The 19,134-nt window shown below is 57.5% G+C and carries 22 protein-coding genes; 13 read left to right on the top strand and 9 right to left on the bottom strand.

Features of this window, described 5'->3' with window-relative positions; all coding sequences use genetic code 11:
* The first annotated feature begins 100 nt into the window (after positions 1–100).
* Positions 101–1,171, top strand: coding sequence for an iron transporter (locus tag NDI54_RS19095; RefSeq protein WP_142980695.1), 1,071 nt, complete (start codon positions 101–103; stop codon positions 1,169–1,171).
* Between the two features lie 58 nt (positions 1,172–1,229).
* On the opposite strand, the gene NDI54_RS19100 is transcribed toward NDI54_RS19095, so the two are convergent.
* Both NDI54_RS19100 and NDI54_RS21480 read right to left on the bottom strand, forming a co-directional pair.
* Entirely contained in the window at positions 1,230–2,741 is a 1,512-nt protein-coding gene (locus NDI54_RS19100; RefSeq protein WP_310897970.1) for a hypothetical protein, read from the bottom strand.
* Positions 2,725–2,991 (bottom strand): DNA-binding protein, encoded by a 267-nt coding sequence (locus NDI54_RS21480; protein ID WP_142980824.1) that lies wholly within the window; start codon positions 2,989–2,991, stop codon positions 2,725–2,727. Before NDI54_RS21480 ends, NDI54_RS19100 begins: the two co-directional genes overlap by 17 nt.
* Before the next feature lie 199 nt (positions 2,992–3,190).
* On the opposite strand from NDI54_RS21480, the gene NDI54_RS19105 reads away from it, so the two are divergent.
* From NDI54_RS19105 to NDI54_RS19125, 6 genes are all read left to right on the top strand, one after another.
* Positions 3,191–3,598: a DUF7541 family protein gene (locus NDI54_RS19105; protein ID WP_406600207.1), complete on the top strand. Its 408-nt coding sequence runs from the start codon at positions 3,191–3,193 to the stop codon at positions 3,596–3,598.
* Positions 3,599–3,638: 40 nt separating this feature from the next.
* Positions 3,639–3,752, top strand: coding sequence for a DUF7333 family protein (locus NDI54_RS21550; RefSeq protein ID WP_449271764.1), 114 nt, complete (start codon positions 3,639–3,641; stop codon positions 3,750–3,752).
* 127 nt (positions 3,753–3,879) lie between these two features.
* On the top strand, positions 3,880–6,564 hold the full coding sequence (locus tag NDI54_RS19110) for a heavy metal translocating P-type ATPase (RefSeq protein WP_310897971.1): 2,685 nt from the start codon (positions 3,880–3,882) through the stop codon (positions 6,562–6,564).
* Position 6,565: 1 nt separating this feature from the next.
* Positions 6,566–7,012, top strand: a complete 447-nt coding sequence (locus NDI54_RS19115; protein ID WP_142980827.1) for a hypothetical protein — start codon at positions 6,566–6,568, stop codon at positions 7,010–7,012.
* A gap of 21 nt (positions 7,013–7,033) precedes the next feature.
* Positions 7,034–7,969 carry a cation diffusion facilitator family transporter gene (locus tag NDI54_RS19120; RefSeq protein WP_142980828.1) on the top strand — a complete coding sequence of 312 codons (936 nt, stop codon included), beginning with the start codon at positions 7,034–7,036 and terminating at the stop codon, positions 7,967–7,969.
* A gap of 26 nt (positions 7,970–7,995) precedes the next feature.
* Complete coding sequence (locus NDI54_RS19125; protein WP_142980840.1) at positions 7,996–8,379, top strand: SpoIIAA family protein; 384 nt, start codon at positions 7,996–7,998, stop codon at positions 8,377–8,379.
* Between the two features lie 64 nt (positions 8,380–8,443).
* Here the strand turns inward: NDI54_RS19125 and NDI54_RS19130 are convergent, their stop codons facing one another.
* Both NDI54_RS19130 and NDI54_RS19135 read right to left on the bottom strand, forming a co-directional pair.
* On the bottom strand, positions 8,444–9,535 hold the full coding sequence (locus NDI54_RS19130; protein ID WP_310897972.1) for a saccharopine dehydrogenase family protein: 1,092 nt from the start codon (positions 9,533–9,535) through the stop codon (positions 8,444–8,446).
* A gap of 51 nt (positions 9,536–9,586) precedes the next feature.
* Entirely contained in the window at positions 9,587–10,255 is a 669-nt protein-coding gene (locus tag NDI54_RS19135) for a helix-turn-helix domain-containing protein (RefSeq protein ID WP_310897973.1), read from the bottom strand.
* Positions 10,256–10,341: 86 nt separating this feature from the next.
* Here NDI54_RS19135 and NDI54_RS19140 point away from each other — a divergent pair, with 86 nt between their 5' ends.
* The gene (locus NDI54_RS19140) at positions 10,342–10,848 is read left to right on the top strand and encodes an SRPBCC family protein (protein WP_310897974.1); all 507 of its coding nucleotides are present in this window, start codon (positions 10,342–10,344) and stop codon (positions 10,846–10,848) included.
* On the opposite strand, the gene NDI54_RS19145 is transcribed toward NDI54_RS19140, so the two are convergent.
* From NDI54_RS19145 to NDI54_RS19160, 4 genes are all read right to left on the bottom strand, one after another.
* A complete protein-coding gene (locus tag NDI54_RS19145) occupies positions 10,849–12,156 on the bottom strand; it encodes an arylsulfotransferase family protein (RefSeq protein WP_310917042.1) in 1,308 nt (435 codons plus the stop codon).
* The gene (locus tag NDI54_RS19150) at positions 12,153–12,431 is read right to left on the bottom strand and encodes a DUF7521 family protein (protein WP_004594563.1); all 279 of its coding nucleotides are present in this window, start codon (positions 12,429–12,431) and stop codon (positions 12,153–12,155) included. The genes NDI54_RS19145 and NDI54_RS19150 overlap by 4 nt, the downstream gene beginning before the upstream one ends.
* Positions 12,428–12,805 (bottom strand): helix-turn-helix domain-containing protein, encoded by a 378-nt coding sequence (locus tag NDI54_RS19155; RefSeq protein WP_310897976.1) that lies wholly within the window; start codon positions 12,803–12,805, stop codon positions 12,428–12,430. Before NDI54_RS19155 ends, NDI54_RS19150 begins: the two co-directional genes overlap by 4 nt.
* 438 nt (positions 12,806–13,243) lie before the next feature.
* Positions 13,244–14,206 (bottom strand): transcription initiation factor IIB, encoded by a 963-nt coding sequence (locus NDI54_RS19160; protein ID WP_142980623.1) that lies wholly within the window; start codon positions 14,204–14,206, stop codon positions 13,244–13,246.
* A 172-nt stretch (positions 14,207–14,378) separates the two neighbouring features.
* Here NDI54_RS19160 and NDI54_RS19165 point away from each other — a divergent pair, with 172 nt between their 5' ends.
* The 5 genes from NDI54_RS19165 (at position 14,379) to NDI54_RS19185 (ending at position 18,557) form a co-directional block, all read left to right on the top strand.
* Positions 14,379–14,894: a COX15/CtaA family protein gene (locus tag NDI54_RS19165; RefSeq protein ID WP_310897977.1), complete on the top strand. Its 516-nt coding sequence runs from the start codon at positions 14,379–14,381 to the stop codon at positions 14,892–14,894.
* Positions 14,895–15,176: 282 nt separating this feature from the next.
* Positions 15,177–15,986, top strand: a complete 810-nt coding sequence (locus NDI54_RS19170; RefSeq protein ID WP_310897978.1) for a DsbA family protein — start codon at positions 15,177–15,179, stop codon at positions 15,984–15,986.
* Positions 15,967–16,410, top strand: a complete 444-nt coding sequence (locus tag NDI54_RS19175) for a disulfide bond formation protein B (protein ID WP_310897979.1) — start codon at positions 15,967–15,969, stop codon at positions 16,408–16,410. Before NDI54_RS19170 ends, NDI54_RS19175 begins: the two co-directional genes overlap by 20 nt.
* Positions 16,411–16,508: 98 nt before the next feature.
* The gene (locus tag NDI54_RS19180) at positions 16,509–17,234 is read left to right on the top strand and encodes a CPBP family intramembrane glutamic endopeptidase (protein WP_310897980.1); all 726 of its coding nucleotides are present in this window, start codon (positions 16,509–16,511) and stop codon (positions 17,232–17,234) included.
* 168 nt (positions 17,235–17,402) lie between these two features.
* Positions 17,403–18,557, top strand: a complete 1,155-nt coding sequence (locus NDI54_RS19185) for a multicopper oxidase domain-containing protein (RefSeq protein WP_227262395.1) — start codon at positions 17,403–17,405, stop codon at positions 18,555–18,557.
* Positions 18,558–18,762: 205 nt separating this feature from the next.
* Here the strand turns inward: NDI54_RS19185 and NDI54_RS19190 are convergent, their stop codons facing one another.
* On the bottom strand, positions 18,763–18,948 hold the full coding sequence (locus tag NDI54_RS19190; RefSeq protein WP_092635601.1) for a DUF7333 family protein: 186 nt from the start codon (positions 18,946–18,948) through the stop codon (positions 18,763–18,765).
* Positions 18,949–19,134: the final 186 nt, after the last annotated feature.

Here is a 19,134-nt window from a genome sequence, read left to right on the forward strand (position 1 = left end):
AGTCACAGAATGGCCGAGACGGGCAGTTACAGAAACCCCCAGTTGACGACAGCGAGGTCGACTCAATGAATCTACCAAACATAGTATCTCAGAGGAGAATATGAATCGGAGAACGTTTCTCAAACAGGGGACTGCTCTCTCGGGTGGCCTGGTACTGTCTGGTTGCCTGGGGCGGCTCGGATTCGAGACGCAGTCTGCATGGCGTGATCCACCACTCGTGGAGGATCGACCTGACGCCGTCTACTATCCTGCCATCATCGAAGGGATGGGAATGTACGGAACGACGACGGCCGGCGATCTCGGATTTGCACTGATGCATTCCTTCCCGCACCGTTTCTGGAACCTCACTGGTTCACGAAAGACAAAAGTCATCGTTCAGTCGGATGATTCGGTGCATCTGATGGCGAGTGTCTGGGACACCGAGACGGAGACGATCCTTCCGGTCGACGTCTCTGTCGAAATCAGTAACAGCGACGGTCGAGTGTCCTCAACCAACCTCTGGCCGATGATTTCGCCGAATATGGGGTTCCATTACGGCGACAATATTGCGCTGCCGGGGGAAGGGAAGTACGATGTGACGCTCCAGGTCGGCCCGTTGCAGACCGCTCGTACGAGTCCATTCGATGGGCGATTTACAGAGGGGCAGGCTGCCACGATGCAGTTCACGTTCGATACGGCCGAGACGTACAATTTGGAGATTCGCCGGTTGGGAGAAAAAGCGGGCATTCGTGGGACAGTCGATCTGATGGAAATGGAAATGATCCCTGAACCGGTCGTACCGACAAAATCCGAGCTTCCTGGTCGACTTCTCCACGAAGGGAAATCCGGTGACGCGACGATACTCGTTGCTCTCGTTGACGGTGACCATCGGTTTAGCGATAGTGACGGTCCCTTCCTGATCGTCTCTCCTCGAACACCTTACAATCGCGTGATGCTCCCAAGGATGGCTCTTTCAGCAACACTCAATCGAGGAGGGGACGCAATCGCACAAGGGACACTCCAAGCGTCCCTCGATCCCGACCTCGGGAGTTTCTATGGGATGGGTCTCGATGAACTTGAGACGGACGATACGGTCAGAATCACCGTCGAGACACCACCTCAACTGGCGCGGCACGATGGCTACGAAACCGCGTTCCTCGATATGGAGCCGATTGAGTTCACTGTCGAGTGATCCCCCCCTAGTCAAGCTCCGACCCTAGCGATCCGTTGACCTCTCGAATCCACCAGAATCAGGGTAGATAAGGGGGCGTCGCTCCGGGAAGTGAGAGAATCCAGAGGCTAATGACGGTGTAACCGATCATCACAACAATGAACGGGTACTGGCTCCGGATTGCGACGAGACGACTCGAGAAGAGTTCGTAGGCGGTCGCGTGCGCTGCCCAGATAGCGAGGAGATGCCCGACGAGCACGTAGGCGATACTCAAGCCCTCGAACCATCCAGGTGGAGACAATGTCAGAGGGTTCGCTGGGGGCGACAGTGGGGAGACAATCGCCATCCCTAGGGCCGGACTGAGGGATACGGCCAGTCCGGTGTAGTGAGCGAGGTGATATCCCGCTGCGATGGCCAATAGCGAGGGTGCAAACCGAAAGGCGATACGTTTCGCTGTGATGTATGTTCCAGTCCGTCGCCGAGAGACTACGCCCGCATACCAATACGCGCCGAAGAACACGACGTAACCACTGACGAAAAGGAGCGTATAGATGAGGATCGCACGAATTTGTACGGCTCCCACTCCGATATTTGAGAGGCTGACGAGTGTCTCGATAGTTGCTGCGCCCGTCTGCGTCGTGATGAAGCCGCTGTACGTGAGCTCCCAGATTAGCGCAATGACGAACGCGACATCGGAGGTGTCCGTGATGAAGTCTGAATCAGTCAGGTCGCTACCGGGCAGTTTTACGGCGAGCTTCCCATCCCGCCGTTTTACAGGGGCGACAGCCCCAAAGAATCGGAACAGGACAGATAACGGATCTGCGTTCTTGAACCATGCGTTGGGACCGACGAGTACTGCGCCTGCGATTGTGACGACACTGTAGCCGAGGATCGCAATCGAAAGAACTGACGGGATCGTGCTGACAGGGAAAATCACCTCAACCCACACGAGAAGTAATAGGCCACCAACAGCTGGCCATCGGGCTAATCCTTCTGGATACGTCCGGAATCCAGTTGGAAGGAGCGAGACGATTCCTCGCCAGGGGTTCAGCACTGGCCAAAGATTGCCTCCGAGATACGTGAGCATCGGCAAGCCTGCACGAACGACGACGAACGTGACGAGGATGGTGAAGCTCGCTGTCGGGAGTTGTGGGCCCGTCACTCCGAGGTACACTGCCAGTCCGAGGACGACGATCCCGAGTCCACGTCCGATCCACACAACGGGTGTTCGCCAGTCGTCAATTGTTGGGCCAGGAACCGACCAGCTGTGGAGATAACGGATAAACGCCCGATCAGTGACGAAACTCGCAAGCAGGGCGGAGGCTCCGATTGTGGCACCTCCGGTGGCAAGGTACAGCCATCGGGGAATGGCTAGGGTATCTCGTGGCTGCTTCGAGAGCGTCATTCCGTTCCCGGCAGCGACTGTTTCGGTAAACAGCGTCAGTATCGAGACCCAGGTTACAAACTGCACGAAGAGTCTGAGCTTCGTGTTCGAGACGACCCAATGACGAAGCCTCGACCCTGGACCTGACTTTATGTGTTCCTCTTCGCTTGCCCCGGTGTTCGTATCTGAGTCACGCGACGATAGCATATAGCATCAAGAAACCGAAGTACAGGAGCACGAGCGCTCCAAGCGCTTTCAGACGGAGTGTGCGTAACTCGTCTTCTTCGTCCGCTCGAGCAGAGAGGAATGCGTCCTCCTCGTCGTCATCAAGTCGCTGAGGATGTTCTAAGCCTTTGTGGAGAACGAGACGGTCGGTCGTGGGAAATGGATGCCCACAGTAATCACACCTACCCGCAGGTGAGCCACTCCGTGGAATCATAGTGCCTTCGTATGACATAGGCTCGATAGCTGTTACTCGGCCGTAGGCCAGTCAGCGTTGAAACGGTTCTGGTTCAATATTTGAAGAGCCCCTCTGCTCAGGAGAGTGTTCCCCATACCACGGGAGTACTAACTGACCGCTGGAATTCTGGTATATTCTATTAAAAATTCGGGGAGTGATAGCAGCCGATTTATTATATCTCGATCCTCAAATCAGGATGATGAGCGATTCATCAGACTCGGACTCAACCTTCACAGGAGCGAGTCCATGGCCACTCTTTGTCGCTATTGGATTTGCTCTCTCGGAGGTCGGTGTCGTCCTCGGGCTTCGGCCTGTCTCTGTTGCGGGACTGCTGTTGTTCGTCGGATCTGTTGCTGGCATTCTCACAGAGGCGGAGTATATCGCTGAACCAGCGAAAGCAGCAGGTGTTCAAGGACTCATCCTTGTCGGTCTCGGTATCTTGCTGATCACACAGAACCAGAACGGGACGACAATCCGCGGTCAATCGATTGCGATCGCTGGCATCCTGTGTCTCGTTGGTGCACTTGTCTGGGTAGGCTTCGTTCGGAGGAGGACCCGCGCCACGGTATCGACAACGGAGACGTCGGAAACAACATCTGATTGAGCGACCGTACGACAGTAGAATTCGATACCAGGGGACGATAATGGGTACGATGAGTACCAGTGGTGATGTGGTCAGCGCCGGTCTCATCGTCTTTGGAGTCCGTAAGCTCCTCCTCGGGATCAAACACGGCGAGTATCGAGCAATCCGGACTTAGGTCCGGGGAATGGGACGAATTGACGGTTGAGTTAATAACTCAGACTAGATATTTTATTAGAGCCTGCCATAATAAGGGCTTTTAGTAGCAGCCGATTTAATAAGTCTGTAGTAGCTAGCAGTACGTAATGACCTCATCTAACGAGGAATCCCACGACGGAAGTGGTGAACCACCGGATCACACCCACGACCACGGAGAGGATTCTCGCGAGCAGGGTCATACACATGACCACGATCACGAGGATCACGAGCACATCCAGCACACAGGACAAGATGGTGATGACGTTACCCCATCGATAGACCAGGGAGACGTTGCACAATTCTCCGTCCCGGAGATGGATTGCCCGTCCTGTGCAGGAAAGGTCGAAAACAGCGTCGAAAAACTGGACGGAATCCGGAGCGTCGACCCGCAAGTGACAACAGGGACGTTGACCGTCTCGTACGACGGCGAGCAAACGAGTGCCACCGCGATCGAAGATCGGGTTGAAAAGGCCGGATACACCGTGGAGAACACCGGCGAGGTCACCTCGAAATTCACGGTTCCGGAGATGGATTGTCCGTCGTGTGCGGGCAAAATCGAAAACGCTCTCGACAGAGTCGGTGGGGTGACCACTTATGAGACGCAGCCGACGACCGGAACCGTCGTTGTCACGTACGATTCGTCGAGGGCTGGGGAAGCTGACGTCATCGACGCGATCGAAAGCGCTGGGTACGAGGTCACGGACACGACAGGCGACGAATCGGGGCGTCAGGACGCGGGCGGAGGGCGCGAGAGTATCTGGACGAGTTCGCGCGCACTCAAGACGTGGGTGAGCGGTGGATTCGTCGCCCTCGGCTTACTCTTCGAGTTCTTCCTGACCGGACAGAATATACAGATCGCAGGCCTTCTCGGTACTGAGCTGCTGGTCGCCGACGTACTGTTTCTGATTGCAGTGGCTACCGGCGGCCAAGAGATCCTTCGCAACGGCTACTACTCGGCGCGAAATCTGAACCTCGATATCGACTTCCTGATGTCGGTGGCTATCCTCGGCGCACTCGTTGCGAGTCTTGTCTTCGGTGAGGCACTCTACTTCGAGGCCGCCACCCTTGCGTTCCTGTTCAGCATCGCGGAATTGCTGGAGCGGTACTCGATGGACCGTGCCCGAAACTCCCTCCGCGAGCTAATGGATCTCTCACCGGATGAAGCGACCGTCAAGCGGAACGGGAGCACGGAGACGATTCCCGTCGACGAGGTCGCCGTTGGTGACATCGTCGTCGTCAAGCCAGGGGAGAAAATCCCGATGGACGGAAGCGTCGTCGACGGTGAAAGCGCCGTCAACCAGGCACCGATCACGGGTGAAAGCGTCCCTGTCGACAAGACGACGGGCGACGAGGTGTACGCCGGCACCATCAACGAGGAGGGGTATCTCGAGGTGGAGGTCACCTCCGAGGCCGGTAATAACACGCTCTCCCGCATCGTGGAGATGGTCGAAGATGCACAGTCGAACAAGACAGAGCGCGAGCAGTTCGTCGAGCGCTTCTCGACGTACTACACGCCAGTAGTCGTCGCCTTCGCCATCCTGACGACGGTAGCAAGCCCGTACATCCTCGGCACAACCTGGTCCACGGCCGTCGTCTACGGACTGACGCTGCTGGTGTTGGCCTGTCCCTGTGCGTTCGTCATCTCGACGCCCGTCTCGGTGGTGTCGGGAATTACGAGCGCCGCGAAGAACGGCGTCCTGATCAAGGGCGGCAATCACCTCGAAGCGATGGGAGCCGTCGACGTCGTCGCGTTCGACAAGACGGGAACCCTCACCAAAGGTGAACTCACCGTCACCGACGTCGTTCCCTTGAACGGGAACTCGGAGGAGGACGTGCTCCGGTGTGCACGCGGGCTCGAGCAACGGAGTGAACACCCCATCGGCGAGGCAATCGTCGCCGAAGCCGGCAGCGCAGGGGTCGCCGAGCGCGAGGTCGATGACTTCGAGAGCATCACCGGAAAGGGTGTTCGTGCCGATCTCGACGGGACTCCTCACTTCGCAGGCAAACCGGGCCTGTTTGAGGAGTTAGAGTTCGACCTTTCGCACGTTCACGCGACGACCGACGGTGGCGTCGTGACACAGACAGCCCGGCAGATGTGTGACCGGAACAACTGTCTCGATCTCCTCGAAGAGACCGTCCCCGAACTCCAGGCTGAAGGGAAGACTGTCGTCCTCGTTGGGACCGAAGACGAGCTCGAGGGCGTCATCGCGGTCGCCGACGAGATCCGCCCGGAGGCAAAGCGAACGGTCACGCGACTCAAGCAACTCGGCGTCTCGCGAACAGTAATGCTGACGGGGGACAACGAGCGGACTGCCCGCGCGATCGCCGAGCAGGTCGGCGTCGACGAGTACCAGGCCGAATTACTCCCCGAGGACAAGGTGACGGCGATCGAGGAGCTCGTCGAGGAGTACGACGGCGTTGCGATGGTCGGAGACGGGATCAATGACGCACCGGCGCTCGCCACCGCCACAGTCGGCGTGGCGATGGGGGCTGCCGGGACTGATACCGCATTGGAGACCGCCGACATTGCCTTGATGGGTGACGACCTCGCAAAGCTCCCGTACCTCTACGAACTCGCCAACGATGCGAACGGGGTCATCCGACAGAACATCTGGTCGAGTCTCGCTGTCAAAGCCGGGCTGGCAGTCGCAGTTCCATTCGGATACGTCCCGATCTGGCTCGCCGTCCTCGCCGGCGACGCTGGAATGACGACGGCCGTCACCGGGAACGCGATGCGACTCTCTCGAATCACGCCGGATACAGACACCGAAACCAACGCTTCGGAGGGGTAACATGGGTGCAGAGAACGAGGGGAATGCAACATCCCATACGGAGGCAGATCAGCAAAAATACCCGTTCGGACTCTCGTCTCCGCAATTTGCCGTCCTCGTTGTGCTCGTTGTGCTCGTTGGGCTCATCGGCCCCGGTTTACTGGTATACACCCTCGAACAGGCGAACCTCTCTGCCGTAGCTGATCTCGTGTGGATCGTCGGCTATGGCACAACCATATTTGTCGTTTGGTTCATCTGGCTTCGTCCGCTCGATTTCGGTGGCTCCTCTGCACAGGATACATCGCTCACCGAGGAATCGGAGCGGTCCAAACCAGAAACGGAGGGAGCCGATGGGGAGATTACCTCTTCGGATAGCACTGAATCAACGGCGCAGGATTCGATGGTGACGAGCGAAAACGGGGCCCAGGAATCTACCCAGGAACACCCGGAATCCTCAGATTCGAAATAGAACCCCCTCTAATGTGAACTCATGACTTTTCACGAGCATACCGATGAGGAGACCGCAGAGCATAACCTCCCGTCTAAATCAAGTGGCAGTACGCGCCGGCTTGCGCTCGTCGCGGTCGTCAACTTCCTCGGATTCGTCGTCGAACTGGCTGGTGGACTCCTGTTCGGGTCGGTCGCTCTCATCAGCGACGCCCTCCACATGCTGTTCGATATGCTCGCGTACGCGATGGCGTTCGGGGCGAGCTACACCGCCGAACGGTTCGAAGGCGGCGAGTCGTGGTCGTACGGTCTCCATCGACTGGAGCCGGTTGCGGCCTTCCTGAACGGCGTCTTGCTCCTTCCAATGGTCGGATACATCGTCTGGGAGTCCTACCAGCGGTTCCTCGAGCCAGTGGCGATCAATCCAGAGTTGACGCTGATCATCGCTACGGGTGGCCTGCTGGTAAACATCGGCTCCGTGTACGTGTTACAGGGTGACGAGATGAGTCTCAACGAGCGCGGGGCGTTCTACCACCTGCTCGGTGACGCCGGTGGCTCTGTTGCGGTAATCGTCTCGACCGCCGCTGTCGCAGTGTTCGATCTCCCCATTGCAGACCCTGTGGCGGCCGTACTCATCGGGTTGCTGGTGCTCGCGTCGGCCGGGAACGTCCTCCGGGAAAGCACCTCGATCCTGCTGGAACGGAGTCCGGTGTCGTCCGAAGAACTCCGGGATGAATTGACGACACTCGATGGCGTGGACCAGATTGAGGATCTCCACGTCTGGCAGGTGTGTAGTCAACTCACCGTCGCAACCGTCCGACTGACAGATACGGCGACCACACTTGAGGAGCAACGGAGAATCCAGTCACGGGTTCACGGCTATCTCACGGATCGAGGAATTGACCACGCAACCGTCGAGCTCGTCGGGCGTACCGACCCCGATAGTGACCCTGTCGGTACGACGAATCACTCCCACTAACGATGTCCCACACAGCACCTGATCGAATGTTCGAGGTGTTGGACGAGACGAACGAGAACCTCATCGCGATTCGCGTCGGGAAGGGCACGCGAACAGGCTATCAAGAGCTGTACTCGCTCCTCGTCGAAAAGAGCGACCAGTACGGGCACATCCACGTATACGAGGAAGTTCCGAACTGGACGTTCGGGACGTTTCTCACACACCTCCACGGGGTGGTTCCCGATCTCCGGTACGGCCCTGACTTCGATATCGACCGATACGCAGCAGTCGGCGATTCGAGGTGGGCGAAACTCCTCTTCGACTGGTGGCGTGTTATCCGACCAATCTGGCCGGTCGCGCCGGACGAGATGCGCTACTTCCCCACGGCCGACCGCGAGAGCGCACTAGACTGGCTACAGGAGGAACACTAAAGTGACGCTGTTCGCCGACAGCAACAGTGACAGCACAGTGGAGTCTGCCTGTGACTATCTCCGCTCAAGCAATGTCTCCACATTGTTCTGACCGTCCCACGGTATACCCGGCCTCAATCAGGGCGTCGGACAGTGGTGTGCTACTGAACAGCTCCTGAATGTGGTGGACGCCCGTAGGATATGACGGTCCCAAGGCCTCCGTGACACGTGCAGTCACGATGGCAGTGGCTCGGGCTTGGTCGGGCCCACGGACCCATCGCTCAATTCGCTTTGCTCGGCCGTCGAGTCGGCCGAGAATCTCCACTTTGATAACCGACTCGTTGGAGCCGAATGGGACGGCGTCGGCCAACCTGACGATTCTATCGACTCCGAGCAACGAGACGACCGGCTGGTACACTCCGGTTCGGCGTAACATCGCGAGGTAGCGGGTGACGATACGAGAATCGTAACACAGTCTGCTTTCGATCGTCTGGATATTCGTTGCTCGGGCGAGGACGTGTTGATCAGCGAGGTTTGCACGATACGCTCTACGTCGCCCCCACCCGGGAATATTGACGACCCGAGGCTCGGTGAGACCAATTACAGAGAGAGGCTCACCGTCACTTCGAACAGAGAAGGACCCGAGGGCATCCTCGATAGTCCATTTGACCGTATCTGGACCGAACGCCTCTCCGATACCTAGTAAGAGGGTGATATCCGCTCGGTCGACGCTGTCGAATTCATCGGCCGCTTCGGTAACAAAGAGGTTCGTCATTCCGGGTGACAGACCGACACTGAGGACGGCGGTCGCCTTTTGTTCGCGAGCAAGGTCGTCGAACGATTCGATTTCTTGGAGAAGTGTATCCGTCGGCGAGATGTCGACGTAGTCGATTCCATGCTCGAGACAGGTTTCAGCGAACCGCGGCGTGTCTTGATCGAGACACATGACTACCGTCCCTATGTCGTCGAGAGCGTCCGCGTAGCTTGCCCTGTCGCTCACATCAAGGGTCCGAGGTTCGACGCCGTTGACCGAACTTGCGAAGCTGCGTGCCTTCTCCGGAGATCGGCCAGCGGCAATAATCTCTCTCCGGGTACGTTCGGCGAGCTCGGTACAGACAGTCCGGCCGATAGTGCCGTAGCCACCGACGACGAGAACAGACGAGTCAGTTCGGAACATACTGGGATTCCGTGAGGTTCGATAGTAGCGGCAACTCCGAGTATACTCGGGTCATACATCTCCAAGCTCCGCTTCGAGATAGCGAGGCAGCAAATTAGCCTCGATCCGCTGGAGCTGCTCCGAGACTGTCGCGGGGGCTCGTTCGACCGCCGCCGCGATTTCTTCATGTGTCGCTTCTCGCGGCACCTTGTAGTAACCTAGCTGTACGGCGGTCTCGAAGACTTCTCGTTGCCGGTCGGTGAGCAGATCTTCGAGTGGGCCACGCTCGGGGCTGTACTCGCCTACGCGCTCCGGATAGAGAGCGATCTCGGAGGGCAAGTCCGCGGTGATCCGTGTTATTGCGGATTCCGTTCCAACGACTGTGAGGCGAACACCACGCTCTCCGTAGTCATCGGTGTATTCGACCGGTGGGACGAGAATGAGCGAATAGGCAGCGAGAATGGCGAATAACTGCGTCATCGACGGAGATTGGTTATACTCAATATATGCGAGGCCGGTATTTCGCGTGATCTCAAAGTCGCGAACGGAGTCTTCGGCTCCTAGGAGTTGTTCGAGTCGGGCCATGTCACCCGAAAACTCACTCAACTCGACGAACTGCTCACCGATTCTATTGATTTGATGTGTCGTCTCTATCGTCACGGCAGGACTGGTTTCGATAGCAGTCTCAAGTGGATGGAGTGTCCCGTCGTTCCAGATGAGAACCCCGGAGACGTAGCGCATAGTGTTCCGTGGGTATGCCAGAATTAAGAAGTACCCGAGTATACTCGGATATAGTATCATTTTCACCGGTACCAGACTGACAGTACATGATCGAAGCAACCGCCGCGGTCAGAATAGATGCATCGGCGGCGACCGTCTGGTCGCATTTAGAAGAGTTCGAGACTCTCTGGGAACACTCCAATCCAGACCACGACGGGACGTGGGTGGTCATGGACCCGAAGAAGCCACTTCGGAATGGACTTCGATTCTATCAGCGGGAGTTTGTCGGACCGGTCAAAGGAATGATCAAAGCAGATCTCCGTGACGTCGTCGAAGAGCAACGATTCAGCTGGATTGGAACCTGTACCTACACACTGCCGCCACTCCCGGTCGCGTTTACCGTCGAAGAGGGCGGAACAATGCAGCTTGAGCCGACAGACGGATCGACCCGCCTTTCCCACCGCGTCTGGGCCCGTGTGCCACCGACAGTACTGGGGAGAGCTGCTGAAAGGGCGCTGACCCTCTTCGGGGACATCGAACAGGAAGCCTACGAACACACTCTCATCGAGTTGGAATACTTCAAAGACGTGATTGAGAACGACAGCGTTGATTGATTAGGGTCGACGATTTTCAACACCACCGACGACGATGAGGAGCGCGGAGACAAGCGTCAGTCCGAGCTGTGGTTCCCGGAACCAGAACGGTGTTGAGGGAACGACTGCCCGAAGCCCGACCAGGAGTAGTGAGAGGCCCGGCACGCCGGCATCAGGGCTGTCGACGCTGCTGCCGTTACTCGTGTAGGTCGGGGGTCCGACAGGCTCGCCGTATGGCAGCCGGTCTGCTTCGTATGGGATACGCTTTGTTCGAACGCTCCAGACGACAGTCCCGGATTCGTCGACCTCTACGAGTCGCCGATTGAGCGTGTCAGTGATGAGCGTGTTTCCGTTTGGGAGGCGATCTGCATCCCGAGGCCAATCAAATGCGACCCCCTCTGCCTGATCCACGGCCCACGCTGGCTCCCACTCACCGGCCGCCGTTCGATGGAGTTCGATGACCCGGTCGTTCTCGCTATCAGCGACGAGGACGGCACCGTCCCCGAGCCACTGGGGGTTGTGCTGGTGGTTGAGCACGTCGGGGTCACCACATCGAATATCGCCATCACTGTCATAGTCGGCTAACTGGCCTGATTTACGACAGTTGGCATCGTTTGAATCGGTCGTGTCCTCGTTGATGACGTCGACGACACCCTCTCCGCGCTTGATGACGAGAAGCTGGTTGGCGTTCCGCACTGAGACGAGATAGCGTCCGGTGCTGATGACGTCCACGTCGTTGATGTGCAGCCAGTCGGTCGTCGTCGGATCTTGTGGGGCGTCGTAGAACGAACTCGCATTCCACTGCCACGTGACTTCGCCGTTCTTGACAGTAAAGATACGCTCGTACTCCATATCGGTGACCAAGTATTCTCCCGATTCGAGTCGTTCGACATCGTGGACTTCGCTGTTCTTGTTCGTTCGCACCGGGAAGCTATACTCCGAAAGCACCTGCGGGTCTTTCCCGGGGTCAATGACTCGGAATCCCGTTCGGGTACAGGGAGACTCGTACGATCCGCACGAAGCGTACCCGCTGTCCATGAACCCGGCTAACACTGTTCCATTCTCTGTTTGCGTGACATCAAAATAGCTATCAGCACTCGATTCACGCCAGGTAGTGTTCGTACCGTTGAGGAGGTAGACGCTACCGTATTCGTGCCAGCCTGGGCCACCCCCCTGAGACCCGACCAAGGTTCGGGACGTCTGGTCTGTCTCCGAAGCCGCCCCAATCGCAGGGGCGAGCATTGCACTGCTAACAAGCGTGAGAACGAACAGAACCACGCCGAAAAGGATTAGATAGTTACCCCGACGGAGATCAGGAACGGGGTTCATTTCTGGATATACAGCGAGTACATGATGACCGCGAGGCCAAGGGCGACGAACAGGCTGTTGATGAGCACGCCGAGGGCCAATCCGACAGAAAAGAACTGGTTGGCCACGCCAGTCAGGATTGCCCCGAGTGTGATGATACCGAACCCGACACCAAGGACGCGTAGCGAGTCCGCACCCGTACGTCGATAGGCCTTAAATGCAATGTAGGTAATCCCGCCACCGAGAAGCAGGATTACAAACTTGACGACTGCAATCGCCGTGATGACGCCGTTCATACTTCGTCCCCCATCATCGACCAGATATCTGCAAGCCGTTCGTCGGTAGATTGCGGCGGCCGATCGACATTCACTGAAAACGTACCTGTGTCATCCATAGAGATCGTGACGTCCTCGAACGACCGCTCGTAGTAGGTGACCCGTCCACCTCCGGGGTTGATCGTCTCCTGTTCTCGAACGAGGGAAGCGGAACTGAGGAGTTCTAATTTTCGATACAGCGTCGACTTGGGGATGTCACATGCGTCGAGGAGTTCGTTCGCAGTCATTGGTTCGATAGTTTCCTGGAGAATAGCCCGACACGCGGGGTCATCCAGCGCATCGAGGACATCCTGTACCTCCGGAGGGTCCTCGGAAGACACTGAATTATCTCCCATTATTCGAGAATACGTGTTCGTCGGGAAATGGAGTCCGATTATGGACGAGAGGCTCCATCGGCACCCCGTATTCATTACGGATCCGGGCTGGGGAGTGATGATGGCTGATCCATCCAATGAGGGTAAACATAGTGACACAGTTATGAAACGTTATGATTCCTGCTGAGTTTCGAGTCGTTGTTCGCCGGCGTCGGTAATCTCGTAGAGACCCCTCCCGCGCGGAACAATACAGCCCTCACTGTGAAGATGAGCACACGCTTGGTCGATAGTGATCGGGTGTCCATCGACGGCGTTAGTGATATCCATCACATGGCACGGTGACTCGTCAACGAGCAGCTCCAATACTTCGACCTCGGTCTGTACTGAGAACTCGCTCATAGTAAATATCGTATCATGACCCAATCAGCAGCTGGATTTCGCCCGGCAGGGGCTATCCGGTCAGTCATGCTGCGCGTACACCTCGAGAAGCTCTTGGTATCGATTCCGGATCGTGACTCGACTCACGTGGGCGACCTCACTCACCGTCTCCTGTGTGAGCTGCTCGTTCGTGAGGTGGGTCGCAGCATACAGAGCGGCAGCCGCCAATCCGGCTGGACTCTTTCCACTGTGGACGGCATTATCTGTAGCTACCTCAAGTAGTTCTCGAGAGCGCCGTTCTGCTTCGTCGCTCACGTCAAGCGATGACGCGAATTGGGGAATATATTGCATGGGATCCTCCGGCTCGATCTCCAGCCCAAGTTCTCGGGACAGATATCGGTACGCTCGCTGGATCCGGATTTTCTCGACACGGCTGACATCGGCGAACTCCGTCAGCGGCCGTGGCATTCCGTGCTGTCGAGCAGCCGCATACAACGACGCCGTCGACATACCCTCGATCGAGCGACCGGGGAGCAGGTTCTGCTCTACAGCACGCCGGTACAGGACGCCTGCAGTTTCCCGAACCGATTCCGGAAGTCCCAGAGCGGACGCCATCCGGCTGATCTCCCCGAGAGCTTGCTTGAGATTCCGCTCGTGGGCATCTTTCGTCCGGAACCGCTCGTCCCACGTCCGAAGGCGCTGTAATTGAGCACGTTTGCGACCGGAGACAGCCTGTCCGTAGGCATCTTTGTCCTGCCAGCCGATAGTCGTACTCAGGCCCTTATCGTGCATCAGCTGCGTCGTGGGAGCACCGACCCGACTTTTTTCATCGCGTTCGTCCGACGTGAACGCACGCCACTCCGGGCCGTGGTCGATTGGATCATCTTCAAAAACCAACCCACAGCTTTCGCAGGTCGCCTCACCGCTGTCGCTATTCAGGGTAATATGGCCCTGACACTCGGGACAGGTATTGTCGTTAGCAGACTTCACCTCGCGGTCGCGTTCATCTATTGATCGTTCCTGGGTATGTTCTTGAGCCATCATACTATCGGCGTATAGGGGGTTTCCCTACAAACCGTGGGTCTTCTTAACAGTACCGTGGGACGGCTCCTCAATGAATAGCAGGCGGTGTCCCACTCGCTGGGAATCCGGCCTAACACTTTGTCTCCAAGACATCAACTCGTCACACCGCCAGTCAGCGTCTCTACCCAATATTATGTCTCAAGGCCGACTCCGCGGGCACGACGTACGAACCACGATTTCAAGGATTCCGGTCGAGTACAGGCATATCGCCGGTTTCACGCTACTAGTGACGTATATCGTGATGCTTCTCGGAGCCTACACCAGTGCAATCGGTGCTGGACTTTCCTGTCCCGATTGGCCGACCTGCTACGGGACGTGGGTTCCCTTCCTTCAACCCGAGATCATTGCTAACTCGCCATACTCTGCACTCCAAATCTTCGCAGAGTGGGCTCACCGTGGACTGGCGATGACGGCCGGGGTTCTGATCGTCGGCACGACTATCGGAGCGTGGGTGACACACCGGAATACCCCGATTGTCAAATGGTCGGCCACGGCCGCTCTCGCCCTCCTTCCGTTACAGGTTATCCTCGGAGGATTGACCGTCACGGAAAATCTCCAACCAATCATCGTGACGACCCATCTCGGCGTGGCAATTCTCATTCTCCTCTGTCTCCTGACGACTTTCCTCGTCGCATATCTCCGCCGCTGATGACCCCTTGCGTATAACACAATGCCACAGATACCGACGATTCAGCTCACTACGAGAGAACAGCACGGAGCCTATGAAATCTGCCACCTGGAGTAGTGATCACGAATGACTGCCCATACCTGCCCGATCTGTACAGATCAATTCGAAACAGCTGGAGCAGCGCGTGACCACACATGGAACGCTCATAGCGCCTGCCATTATTGTGGCGAACAACTCGGTGACGAGACTGACGAGCAGCTCTACAGACACTGGCTCGCCGTGCATCCTGACGACCTCTCACGTGTGGACTACAAACGGGCCGATACAGCCGTTGATTCACTCACGTTCTCAGAGCGGCTCTCTGAGGGCGGTGTCGGAGCTGCTGTCGGAGGATTGACCCGCCGACAACTTCTCCTCGCCGGTGGTGGTGCCGCCACTGCCGGTGTCGTGATCGGCGCCACCGCTCTCTCTACCAATACGAGGACTGAACCGGATGACGGCGCGAATACTGAAGGTGATGCGGGTGCCGTCACCACTGCCCCAATTCCGGACTCGCCTGGGAACGTCCGGTATGCGATGATGGGATCCGCTGATGCCGATGTCACGGTGACATACTTCGGGAGCTGGAAGTGCCCGTACTGCGCCCAGTTCAGTACGGGGATGCTCTCACAACTCGTGACTGACTACGTGGAACCAGGAACGATCGCGCTCGAGTTCCGCAATCTCGCATATTTCGGTGGCGACCCATTTTTGGGCCCCGATGCACCGACAGCCGGTCAGGCCGGATTAGCCGTCTGGAACATCGACCCAGCCTCGTACTGGGCGTTTCACGAATACGTGTTCCGGAATCAGCCACCCGAGAGCGACCAGTGGGCGACCGCCGAGAGATTGGTCGAGTTTGCTCAGGCCGCAGGCGTCTCCGAGACAGCGTCGATCCGCACGGCGGTCCAAGAAAATCAGTACGACGACGCGCTGCGGGCGACTGACAGTGCTGCAAGCGATGTCGGTGTCGACGCCACACCCACGCTCCTCATCGATGGCACGACGGTCAATCCACTCGGGAACGAAGAACGAACAAGACAGTTGATCGAAGATGCAACTGGATCAAACTGAGTCATGGCTGTCCGACGGACGATTCTGGCTTGCAGGCGGGGCAGGTGTCGCGGCGGTTGCGACCCTAGGAAGCCTCTGGTTCAGTCTCGGCCTCGGTCTCGTTCCGTGTACCCTCTGCTGGTACCAACGTATCCTCATGTATCCGCTTGTCGTCGTTCTCAGCGTTGGCGCCTTCGAGAGTCACAACACAGTCTGGCGAACAGTCGTGCCACTATCCGTGGTGGGCGCTTCAATCGCGGGATATCACTCCGTACTCCAAGCAACGACGGCCTCATGCACCTTTGCTGGTCCCTGTGCAGTCGTCCAGTGGCAGGCACCGGTGCTCGGTCTCACGATTCCGAATCTCTCACTCATCGCGTTCGTGCTCGTGACGATCACAGTCCTCGCTGGATCGAACCTCGTCGAACCTGAACATCAGCCATGAATAAAATCACTACCGCGGGAAGTCTTGGAATGAATAGCGCCGGAGTCGACCTATCGAAGCCAGCTTGTAGGGTGGAACCCTACGCTCACATCTGATTAATGTCGTCGATATCTCGTTTCCGGTCTGTCGCCTCGGCGATTGGTCTCACGTATGGATCATACGTCGCGGGTGCTATCGTCATCCTTGCCGTCGCGACGGTCGTCGGGTTGTTCGGAGTCAACCTCGCGTCGCGCCCAGCCCTCAGACTGGTTTTGAGTACGTTCTTCCTCCAAGGAGTGACGTTTGGAGGCATCGCCATCCTCTATCTCAAAGGCCGTGATCTCGGATTTGGGTTCGTTCCAGTTCGTCTACCTGACAAGCGTGATGGGGCGGTGATTGTCGGGGGGAGTATAGCGATCCTGGGGTTGCTCTTTGTGGCGTCCTCAGTAATCACAGCCCTCGGTCTGAACTCGGCTCAGAATCAGATCGTCGAGGTCGGGCGACAAAATCCGAGTGTCTTCCTTCTTCTGATCCCCCTCCAATTCCTGTTGGTCGGCCCGGGAGAAGAGCTGTTGTTCCGGGGCCTCGTTCAGGGCACCCTCCGTGAAAGTCTCCATCCGGCCCGTGCAATCGTCCTCGCAAGCGCTCTGTTCGCATCGATCCATCTCTTCTCGTTGTCAGGGGAAGGCAAACTGGTGTACATCGGTATCGCATTCGTCCTAGCCTTAGTACTGGGAGCAGCGTACGAGTATACGGACAACCTCACAGTGCCGGCTGTGATTCACGGGACGTATAATGCGGTGCAGTTCGCAGGAGTCTATCTGTCGTCCACTGGCGGGCTCTAACAATCTGATCGCTTTCTAGGCCCAATTTCGGACTCCTGACAGCGAACAAGTCTAGGTGAAAAGCCCCCATCTCCATTCGCCTTGTGCCGAACATATCCACGCGCTGTCCCGTGAATTGGAACACCGCAGTCGCCCTATGTTTAGGCCAACCAAAATGCCGAGTGTATCATGACAACACGTTTCGGCGCACCCGGAACCGGACTGTCCCGGCGTGAGTTTCTCGCGGCAACTGGCGCGACCGGTATCGCTTCGTTAGCAGGCTGTTCTGCGGGCGGAGCCAACGAGCCAGCAGCAACGAGCGATACGCCCACGCAGGCACAAACTGACTCGCCTGATCTCCCCTACACCAGCCCTCCAACAGTCGTCAACGTCGACGAGCAGGGCGGCGAAGTGACGATGCGGACTCAGCAGGCCCGCCACGCCGTCCACCCGCTCGATACGATGGGTGGGTCCGTCGAATTCCCACGCGTCTGGGCGTTCCAGGCCGACGACAACGACCCTAGCGTCCCCGGCCCAATTCTCAGAACGACCGAGGGTAACGCGATGGAAGTGACACTCGACAACACCGATGGCCGACGTCCCCACACGATTCACTTCCACGGGGTTCGCAAGACGTGGGAGAACGATGGCGTCCCGACGACGACCGGCATTCAGGTCCCGCCAGGGGAGAGTCACACCTACGAGATTCCCGCGAACGTCCCTGGGACGCATTTCTACCATTGTCACTTCCAGACCCACCGGCATATCGACATGGGCATGTACGGGATCTACCGAGTCGATCCCGAAGGCTACGAACCGGCGGACCGCGAATACTTCATGACGATCAAGGACTGGGATTCGCGGGTTCCACGGAAGTGGGCCGGAGAGGCGGACTTCACCTACAATTCGGCCAGTCGCAATCCAGACGTGTTTACCGTCAACGGGAAGAGCGCACCCCGAACGCTGCACCCCGAAGAAGGGTCACCGATCATCGTCGACGAGGGCGACTCAGTTCGTATCCACCTCGTCAACGGTGGGTACATGTCGCACCCGATGCATATCCATAACCACCGCTTCCAGCGTGTTGAAAAGGATGGCGGGACGATTCCGGAGGCTGCCCGCCACGACATGGACGTCACGAACGTTGCCCCTGCTGAACGACACACGATCGAATTTACTGCCGATGCAGACCCCGGCATCTACCTGATGCACTGCCATAAGGTCAATCACGTGATGAACGGCACGTTCTATCCCGGCGGGATGCTCACCGGCGTGGTCTATCGGTCCGTCATGGATACGGAAATCTTCAACCAGCTCATGGAGTACGCCGGCTACTCCACGTAGAGGCGCTCTACATGACGACCAGAACTGGATCTAACTGAAACATAGTGGTTGACCGGCTCTGGTAGACTCCTGGTGGTTCGACATCGTCCCGCTGAAACAGCCGTCGCTCGGACTCCGAATCGGTCATCGAAACGAATCGGAATCGACACCGCTAGGAGCTTGCGTGGACCGCAACCCGGCGGATTCCGGCTACCGGATCGGGCTGTTACGGACTGGCACGGAACTCGCCGTGTTTCATCCCGAAGAAGAACGCGATGACCGAGAAGACAATCATCGAGGGCAGAACCATCATGAAGACTGTCGAGGAGGTCATCACGGTCGTGAGCGCAATCGCTGCGACGGCGACAATTACGACGAGAGGAGCCACCGAGCGCACGAAGTCGAATTCCATATGTACTGTTGTGACCGGATAGACAAAACCGTTAACAAAGTAGATTTACTGGAAACCGGCGAGGGTGTCATAGAACGGTTACCACACCAAAGAGCAGGGTGAACGCTGAGGTGGTATGGACTCAGCGACCCTGCAGAATGAGCCTTCGGTAGAGTCGTTCTTCAATGTCGCGGAGACCGAGACGTT

The sequence above is a fragment of the Haloarcula terrestris genome (assembly GCF_031624315.1).
Taxonomy (GTDB): Archaea; Halobacteriota; Halobacteria; order Halobacteriales; family Haloarculaceae; genus Haloarcula; species Haloarcula terrestris.

What these genes read in the sequence shown, in the direction of transcription:
- NDI54_RS19095 (WP_142980695.1), top strand. Translation starts at nt 101, where the DNA reads ATGAATCGGAGAACGTTTCTCAAACAGGGGACTGCTCTCTCGGGTGGC.
- NDI54_RS19100 (WP_310897970.1), bottom strand. Translation starts at nt 2,741, where the DNA reads ATGCTATCGTCGCGTGACTCAGATACGAACACCGGGGCAAGCGAAGAG.
- NDI54_RS21480 (WP_142980824.1), bottom strand. Translation starts at nt 2,991, where the DNA reads ATGTCATACGAAGGCACTATGATTCCACGGAGTGGCTCACCTGCGGGT.
- NDI54_RS19105 (WP_406600207.1), top strand. Translation starts at nt 3,191, where the DNA reads ATGATGAGCGATTCATCAGACTCGGACTCAACCTTCACAGGAGCGAGT.
- NDI54_RS21550 (WP_449271764.1), top strand. Translation starts at nt 3,639, where the DNA reads ATGGGTACGATGAGTACCAGTGGTGATGTGGTCAGCGCCGGTCTCATC.
- NDI54_RS19110 (WP_310897971.1), top strand. Translation starts at nt 3,880, where the DNA reads ATGACCTCATCTAACGAGGAATCCCACGACGGAAGTGGTGAACCACCG.
- NDI54_RS19115 (WP_142980827.1), top strand. Translation starts at nt 6,566, where the DNA reads ATGGGTGCAGAGAACGAGGGGAATGCAACATCCCATACGGAGGCAGAT.
- NDI54_RS19120 (WP_142980828.1), top strand. Translation starts at nt 7,034, where the DNA reads ATGACTTTTCACGAGCATACCGATGAGGAGACCGCAGAGCATAACCTC.
- NDI54_RS19125 (WP_142980840.1), top strand. Translation starts at nt 7,996, where the DNA reads ATGTTCGAGGTGTTGGACGAGACGAACGAGAACCTCATCGCGATTCGC.
- NDI54_RS19130 (WP_310897972.1), bottom strand. Translation starts at nt 9,535, where the DNA reads ATGTTCCGAACTGACTCGTCTGTTCTCGTCGTCGGTGGCTACGGCACT.
- NDI54_RS19135 (WP_310897973.1), bottom strand. Translation starts at nt 10,255, where the DNA reads ATGCGCTACGTCTCCGGGGTTCTCATCTGGAACGACGGGACACTCCAT.
- NDI54_RS19140 (WP_310897974.1), top strand. Translation starts at nt 10,342, where the DNA reads ATGATCGAAGCAACCGCCGCGGTCAGAATAGATGCATCGGCGGCGACC.
- NDI54_RS19145 (WP_310917042.1), bottom strand. Translation starts at nt 12,156, where the DNA reads ATGAACCCCGTTCCTGATCTCCGTCGGGGTAACTATCTAATCCTTTTC.
- NDI54_RS19150 (WP_004594563.1), bottom strand. Translation starts at nt 12,431, where the DNA reads ATGAACGGCGTCATCACGGCGATTGCAGTCGTCAAGTTTGTAATCCTG.
- NDI54_RS19155 (WP_310897976.1), bottom strand. Translation starts at nt 12,805, where the DNA reads ATGGGAGATAATTCAGTGTCTTCCGAGGACCCTCCGGAGGTACAGGAT.
- NDI54_RS19160 (WP_142980623.1), bottom strand. Translation starts at nt 14,206, where the DNA reads ATGATGGCTCAAGAACATACCCAGGAACGATCAATAGATGAACGCGAC.
- NDI54_RS19165 (WP_310897977.1), top strand. Translation starts at nt 14,379, where the DNA reads ATGTCTCAAGGCCGACTCCGCGGGCACGACGTACGAACCACGATTTCA.
- NDI54_RS19175 (WP_310897979.1), top strand. Translation starts at nt 15,967, where the DNA reads ATGCAACTGGATCAAACTGAGTCATGGCTGTCCGACGGACGATTCTGG.
- NDI54_RS19180 (WP_310897980.1), top strand. Translation starts at nt 16,509, where the DNA reads ATGTCGTCGATATCTCGTTTCCGGTCTGTCGCCTCGGCGATTGGTCTC.
- NDI54_RS19185 (WP_227262395.1), top strand. Translation starts at nt 17,403, where the DNA reads ATGACAACACGTTTCGGCGCACCCGGAACCGGACTGTCCCGGCGTGAG.
- NDI54_RS19190 (WP_092635601.1), bottom strand. Translation starts at nt 18,948, where the DNA reads ATGGAATTCGACTTCGTGCGCTCGGTGGCTCCTCTCGTCGTAATTGTC.